At 40.1% G+C, this 7,746-nt stretch carries 5 protein-coding genes; all 5 read left to right on the top strand.

Features of this window, described 5'->3' with window-relative positions:
- The first annotated feature begins 181 nt into the window (after window positions 1-181).
- The 5 genes from HUN22_RS14050 (at window position 182) to HUN22_RS14030 (ending at window position 7,715) form a co-directional block, all read left to right on the top strand.
- Entirely contained in the window at window positions 182-1,249 is a 1,068-nt protein-coding gene (locus tag HUN22_RS14050; RefSeq protein WP_174730525.1) for a type II asparaginase, read from the top strand.
- Between the two features lie 196 nt (window positions 1,250-1,445).
- Entirely contained in the window at window positions 1,446-5,009 is a 3,564-nt protein-coding gene (gene dnaE / locus HUN22_RS14045) for a DNA polymerase III subunit alpha (protein WP_174730522.1), read from the top strand.
- Between the two features lie 14 nt (window positions 5,010-5,023).
- Window positions 5,024-5,863, top strand: coding sequence for an RNA methyltransferase (locus HUN22_RS14040; protein ID WP_174730519.1), 840 nt, complete (start codon window positions 5,024-5,026; stop codon window positions 5,861-5,863).
- Entirely contained in the window at window positions 5,856-6,668 is an 813-nt protein-coding gene (gene cysE / locus HUN22_RS14035; protein WP_174730516.1) for a serine O-acetyltransferase, read from the top strand. Before HUN22_RS14040 ends, cysE begins: the two co-directional genes overlap by 8 nt.
- A gap of 105 nt (window positions 6,669-6,773) precedes the next feature.
- A complete protein-coding gene (locus tag HUN22_RS14030) occupies window positions 6,774-7,715 on the top strand; it encodes an ABUW_2363 family tetratricopeptide repeat lipoprotein (protein ID WP_174730513.1) in 942 nt (313 codons plus the stop codon).
- The last annotated feature ends 31 nt before the right edge of the window (window positions 7,716-7,746 follow it).

Here is a 7,746-nt window from a genome sequence, read left to right as displayed (position 1 = left end):
ATATTTATTAGCGCTGATTAAGAGCAATGACTAAATAATTGTTGTTGAAACAAAATGCTATTCAGGGATGCTTCTTATTCAACAAGTTACGAATATGCTTTATATGGTATGTATATTGCTTAGGAAAAGCACGCATATTCGATCAACTTTCTACTTTCGTCACTTCATAAGGATATTTTCGATGTTGACTAAAACTGTTAAATCTTTCGGTTTAGCGATGGGCTTATTAGCCTGCTCTCTCCCACTTTATGCAAAAAATAATGTTGTTGTAGTTGCAACTGGCGGTACTATCGCTGGTGCTGGCGCAAGCTCGGCAAATAGTGCAACTTATACTGCTGCAAAAGTTCCTGTGGATACCTTAATTAACGCAGTTTCACAAATCAAAGATTTGGCAAATGTAACTGGTATTCAAGCATTACAAATCGCTTCTGAGAGTATTACTGATAAGGAATTATTAGAAATTGCTCGTCAAGTAAATGATCTTGTTAAAAAGCCATCTGTTAATGGTGTCGTGATTACACACGGTACAGATACTTTAGAAGAAACAGCTTTTTTCTTAAATTTGGTTGTTCATACTGATAAACCGATTGTACTTGTTGGTTCAATGCGTCCTTCAACTGCTCTTTCAGCTGATGGTCCACTTAACCTTTATAGTGCAGTTGCTTTAGCAGCTTCTGATGATGCAAAAAATAAAGGCGTTATGGTTCTCATGAACGACTCTATTTTTGCTGCACGTGATGTAACTAAAGGCATTAACATCCATACAAATGCCTTTGTTAGCCAATGGGGCGCTTTAGGTACATTGGTTGAAGGCAAACCATATTGGTTCAGACAATCTGTAAAACGTCATACGAATGCTTCAGAATTTAATATTGAAAATATTAAAGGCGATGCACTTCCAACTGTACAGATCGTTTATGGTTCGGACTCTATGCTTCCAGATGCATATGAAGCATATGCAAAAGCAGGTGCTAAAGCGATTATTAATGCAGGTACTGGTAACGGCTCTGTACCAAAATATATCGTACCGACCTTACAAAATCTTCACGACAAAAACGGCATTCAAATTATCCGTTCATCACGTGTTGCACAAGGTTTCGTATTACGTGATGCAGAACAACCTGACTCTAAATATGGTTGGGTAGCCGCACATGATTTGAATCCTCAAAAAGCTCGTCTTCTTGCTGCATTAGCGCTTACTAAGACGAATGATACGAAAGAAATTCAGCGCATGTTCTGGCAGTACTAATTTTTGCAACCAGCCCATGCACAAGGTTTGGGCTGGTTCTGTTTCGTAAAAAAGCTGTTTTATATTAAATCTGTACAATAGATATTCAAATCATTCTTCTTAAATCTTAAAATCCTTAACAGTTTGCCAAAATATTAAGCATTTCGTTTTAACTTTGCGTGCTAAACTATGCTGCAGTCGTATTAAGGATTGGTTTATGCAGTTTGTTCATCTCGGTATTTATACAGAATTTTCGATTACAGAGTCGATAGTTCGCATACCCGACTTGGTCAATGCTGCGGTTAAAGACCAAATGCCTGCGCTGGCATTGACCGACCTATCAAACCTGCATGCAGCGGTAAAATTTTATAATTCTTGTTTAAAAAAAGGGATTAAGCCGCTTTTAGGTAGCACAATTCGCCTTGATGATGCTCAACATCGTGCAACTTTACTTGCAATGAGTAATATAGGCTGGAAAAGTCTGACTGAAATCGTTTCACGCGGTTTTATTGAAGGTCAACAACTCAGTATTCCCTGTGTAAAAAAAGAATGGGTACTTGAACAGCATCAAGATATTATCGTTTTACTTGGCCAGCATAGTGATGTGGGTCAGATGCTGTGCTCATCTAACCCTCAAAAAGCAGCTCCCCTTTTAGAAGCATGGATCGAAAAATTTGGCAATCGTGTTTATCTTGCTTTAACACGTACTGACCGTCCCGGTGAAGAAGATTTTATTCAAGAAGCCGCTAAACTTGCTGCCCAATATAATGTTGGTGTAGTTGCACATAATGATGTGCACTTTGTAGAAAAAGAAGATTTTGAGGCACACGAAGCTCGTGTGTGTATTGCTGATGGCTATGTATTAGCAGATGATCGTCGTCCACGTTTATATAGTCCTGAGCAACACTTTAAAACCTCGAACGAAATGATCGAGTTGTTTTCTGATATCCCAAGTGCTATCGAAAACACATACAACATTGCAAAACGTTGTAATGTTAGCCTACAACTTGGCACCTACTTTTTACCTGATTATCCAATTCCAGATGGTTTTACCATCGACACTTACTTTGAACATTTGTCAAAAGTAGGTTTAGAAGAACGTTTAGATTATCTTTACCCTGTCGAAAAACGTGGTGAAGACTGGCCAGAAATTCGTAAGCCTTATGATGAACGAATTGATTATGAAGTCGGCATTATCCTCAAAATGGGATTCCCGGGTTACTTCCTTATCGTCATGGACTTCATTCAATGGGCCAAAAATAATGGTGTTCCCGTCGGTCCAGGCCGTGGTTCAGGTGCGGGTTCTCTTGTTGCATATAGTTTAAAAATTACCGATCTTGATCCACTTCGTTATGACCTACTCTTCGAACGTTTCTTAAACCCAGAACGTGTTTCGATGCCCGACTTTGATGTCGACTTCTGTATTGCTGGACGTGACCGCGTCATTGATTATGTTTCCCGTACCTATGGACGTGAAGCCGTATCACAAATTGCAACTTTCGGTACGATGGCGGCAAAGGGTGCAATTCGTGACGTTGCCCGTGTATTAGGTAAATCTTACGGTTTAGCTGACCGTATCTCAAAAATGGTGCCCACTAAACCGCTCGGTGTGGACTTAGCCACTGCAATTGAGATGGAGCCTCAGCTTAAAGATATCGTTACCAACCCATCTAACCCAGATAATGATGATGCAAGTGAAATCTGGGAAATGGCATTAAAATTGGAAGGTATCACCCGAAATACTGGTAAACATGCTGGTGGTGTTGTCATTGCACCGGGTAAGATTACCGATTTCTCGGCTGTACTTTGTGATGAAGACGGAACCAGCCGTGTTGCTCAATACGATAAAGACGATGTAGAGGCAGCCGGTCTCGTTAAGTTCGACTTCTTGGGTTTACGTAACTTAACCGTTATTGAAGACGCAATTCAAAATATCAATAAAAACCGCGATAGTAATGATCCACTCATTATTTCGCATGTTCCACTTGATGATGCTAAAGCCTATTCTGTCTTTGCCGATGCAAATACAACAGCGGTATTCCAGTTTGAATCCGTCGGCATGAAACGAATGCTCAAAGAAGCACGTCCAAGTAAATTTGAAGAGATTATTGCATTCGTATCATTGTACCGTCCTGGTCCGATGGACCTGATTCCTGACTTTATTCACCGTATGCATGGTGGAGATTTTGAATATCTTCACCCACTTCTTGAAGGTGTATTGGAGCCAACTTACGGGATTATGGTTTACCAAGAACAGGTGATGCAGACTGCACAAATCTGTGCGGGTTATACGCTCGGTGGCGCGGACTTACTCCGCCGTGCTATGGGTAAAAAGAAACCTGAGGAGATGGTTAAGCAGCGCCAAATTTTCTTAGCAGGTGCTGCTGAAAAAGGGATTGACGAAAGCACAGCCAATCATATCTTTGACTATATGGAAAAGTTCGCAGGCTATGGTTTTAACAAATCTCACGCTGCTGCTTATGCCCTCGTTGCCTACCATACTGCATGGTTAAAAGCCCATTATCCTGCTGAATTTATGGCAGCTGTCATGTCATCGGAAATGCAGAATACTGATAGTGTTGTATTTTTAATTGATGACTGCCGAAATAATGGCCTAGAAGTTTTACCACCATCCGTCAATATGTCGACTTATCATTTCCATGCGAGCGATGATAAAACGATTGTTTATGGTTTAGGTGCGATTAAAGGCGTTGGCGAACAAGCAATGCAGTCAGTTATTGACTCTCGTCAACAGTTTGGCCCTTATACGGATCTATTTGATTTTTGCCATCGTATTGATCTTAAAAAGATTAATAAACGTACTTTGGAAGCGTTAATCCGTGCGGGTGCACTTGATTGCTTAGGAATTGAACGCGCAAGCTTAATGGCGCAATTGCCTGAAGCTGTGCAGGCTGCCGAACAAGCACGCAGTAACCGTGAAAGCGGTATTATGGATTTATTTGGTGAAGTTGAAGAAGTTCAGCGTAAGCCAGCTAAACCGGTAAAACCGTGGAGTGATGAAGTTCGTCTAAAAGGCGAAAAAGATACGCTTGGGTTATATTTAACGGGCCATCCAATTGATGTTTACCGACAAGAACTTAAAGCTTTTATTCCTGTAAAACTTAATGAAATTACGGCTACACGTCGTGGTGTTACAACAGTTTATGCAGGACTAGTAATTGATGTTGCAAACTTTCCAAACCGCGTAGTTATTGTACTAGATGATGGTACCGCTCGTATTGAAGTAAGTTGCAATCATGAACGTTTCCAGCGTTTTAAAGATATTATCCAAGTTGAGCGTGTTGTCGTCTTTGAAGGCGAAATTTATGAAAGAGAAGGCTTTGAACGTCCAATGGGCCGTTTAACCAAGGCTTTTACTTTAAATGAAATACGACAAAAACGTGCTAACAGTATTCAGATCAAATTAACTGAAGAGTTTATGCAAGCCACTTTGGCAAAAGATTTACAAAATATCATTTTGCCATTTTGCAATGTAGATATGCATCAACATATCACTCTACAGTTACAGATTGATCAACCTTATGCTCAAGCCGAGCTTCAACTTGGTCCGCAATGGAAAGTTGCTCCTCTCGATGAATTACTTGCTAAACTCAGAGATTATTTCGGTAAAGATAATATTTACATTGAATATCAAGTAAAGTCGAAAGCAGCTAAAGCAGCAGAACCTGCTCGTCCGCAAACCGTTGCTTCCCCTCCTGCGGACATGACTATGGACGATGCATTGGATTTATACCAAAGCGAAGTTTCTCAATATTCGTAATTTCCGGAAATCTTATGAGTTCGTTTGATCACACCACTGTGTCAAAACAATTAGCACAAGTGCGTATTGTCATGGTAAATACCACTTTGCCTGCTAATATTGGCAGTGCTTTACGTGCCATGAAAACAATGGGGCTAATTAAATTAGTTCTGGTTGCTCCCAAAACATATCCGCACCCAGATATACAAGCGCTCGCTGCTGGTGCCCAAGATTTATTTGAACATCTTGAAATTGTACATACTTTAGAAGATGCCATTAAAGATTGCCATTTAGTGTTTGGAACAAGTGCACGTAGCCGTACCATTCCTTGGCCTTTACTTGATGTGCGACCTGCAGCTAAAGAAGCTATTAAAGCCACTACTCAAGGACAACAAATTGCGATTGTTTTTGGCCGTGAAGATCGTGGTTTAACAAACGAAGAATTAGCACTGGCAAATTATCATTTAACAATTCCTGTAAATCCGGACTATGGCGTATTAAATGTTGCGCAAGCAATTCAAGTTGTATGTTACGAGCTTCGAATGTCTGCTCTTGAGCAAGAGAAAGTCGATCAGAATACAGATGAAATGCCATTAGTCCAAGGTCAAAGCATGCAATGGGATGAACCATTGGTGACTCAACAGCAAATGGAAGAGTTTTATCCTCATCTAGAAAAAATGCTGACTGAAATTGAATTTTTAGATCCGGATAATCCACGTTTACTGCCTTTACGCTTGCGTCGTTTATTTGGTCGTATACAATTAGATCGTATGGAATATCATTTACTTCGCGGTATTTTTAGTCGTGTACAAGCCCTAACAAGTGGTAAATGGAAAAAAGCATTATCTGACAAGGAGGATCAACCCAATGCTTAAACAGCTTAAAGAAGATATAAAGGCTGTATTTGCGCGAGATCCTGCTGCACGCAATACACTTGAAGTTCTCACAACCTACCCTGGCATTCATGCAATTATGATGCATCGTGTTGCGCATGAATTATGGCAAAAAGATTGTAAAGGTGCGGCTCGCCTGCTTTCTTCATTTAGCCGTTTTGCAACAGGCATTGAAATTCATCCGGGTGCTAAAATCGGTAAGCGTTTCTTTATTGATCATGGCATGGGTGTTGTGATTGGTGAAACTGCTGAAATTGGTGACGATGTTACGCTTTATCATGGAGTAACCTTAGGTGGTACAACATGGAATAAAGGTAAGCGACATCCAACTTTAGAAGATGGTGTTGTTGTTGGGGCCGGTGCAAAAATTTTAGGTCCATTTACCATAGGCAAAGGCGCTAAAGTCGGTTCAAATGCTGTGGTGACTAAAGCTGTTCCTGCGGGTGTGACTGCTGTAGGAAACCCGGCTCGCTATATTTATAAAGATGCCACCGACAAGAATAAAGATGAAGAGCGTCGTCGTGATTATGCGCAAAGTATTGGTTTCGCTCCATATGCAACAACTGCTGATCAATCAGACCCTATTTTAGAAGGTATGCGTGTTTTACTTGACCGTATTCAGCACAACGAAACACGCATGAATAATTTATGCCAGCGTTTATCAGAGCTAGATCCGACCTTCAAAAAAGAAAGTCAAGATGAACAGCCTTTTAGCGATGAAGAACTAAAAATTATTGAAGAAGTTCGTCGTGAATGTGGTGCGCAAGATAAGACATCAAAAACGTAATATTCTTGATTCATAATGTAACACGCTTACCCTTGCATGTCGGTTTAGCTTTTCCTAGACTTACCTGTACCAAATCTGACTTTACTAAAATGAACGGAAGATCCTATGAATTTTAAGCCTTTGGCATATATAATCCTTGCGACCTCAAGTTTAACCGCTTGTACAATGGCACCCGTAAAAGAACAAAAAATTGAGCCTTTTGTTTTCAAGGAACCAGAGCTTACTCCTCCTTTTTATGCACTAAATCCTTTTAACTATGATCAGCCACCAGCATTTGAAGTTGCATTAAAAGACGCTGCTGCACAGCCTGTAACGAAAATGGTGGTTAACCGTCAAGATGATCCGACCAAACAACTTACTCTCGACGTCAATAAACTGATCGTTCCAACTGTTAATAATTCCCAACGCTCAATGAAATACGCAGTTTTAGCGGGTGAAAATGAAATTGACGTAACGTCTATTGATGATTTTTTACAATTAGTAGAAGGTAAAGCACGTCACTATCCACCTCGCTTTACTGACCGTCAAGAACGTAAAGGCTTTGAAAGTAAACTTAAAGAAGTCACACAGCAACTCGATACACTTGCTGCAAATGAAAATGCATCATTTGATATTTTAATTCGTGCTTTTAAAGCAAGCGTTCTTGCACGTAACCTTGATTTAGGTACTGTTCATACCACTAAATCTTTAGAATATGCTCAAAGACTTTTAAAAATTAATCCAGATGATGCAGAAACAAATTTCTGGTTCGGTTTTGGCTTATCTGAAGGTGGTGGCCAACGTGAGGCTATTCCATATTTAGACAAAGCAATTAAAGGTAATGTTCAAGAAGCATATCTAGCTGCTGCAAATAACTATATTGCAATGGAACAAAAGAAAAACGCGATCCAGACGCTGAAGAACTATAAAGTTAAATATCCAGATGAAGCGGAAGTCGCTGACCGTTTAATTCAAGAAGTTGAAAAACAAGGTCGTTGGAACGTATGGCAAGTTTTAACTAACCCAGCAATGTCAGCCACTACTCCTGCTGTTGCACCTAAAAAATAAGCTTAATTCTATAAAAAAGGGCTGTTTTAAC

The organism is Acinetobacter lactucae, from assembly GCF_013344765.1.
GTDB lineage: Bacteria > Pseudomonadota > Gammaproteobacteria > Pseudomonadales > Moraxellaceae > Acinetobacter > Acinetobacter lactucae_A.
This window is presented reverse-complemented; position numbering and strand designations above follow the sequence as displayed.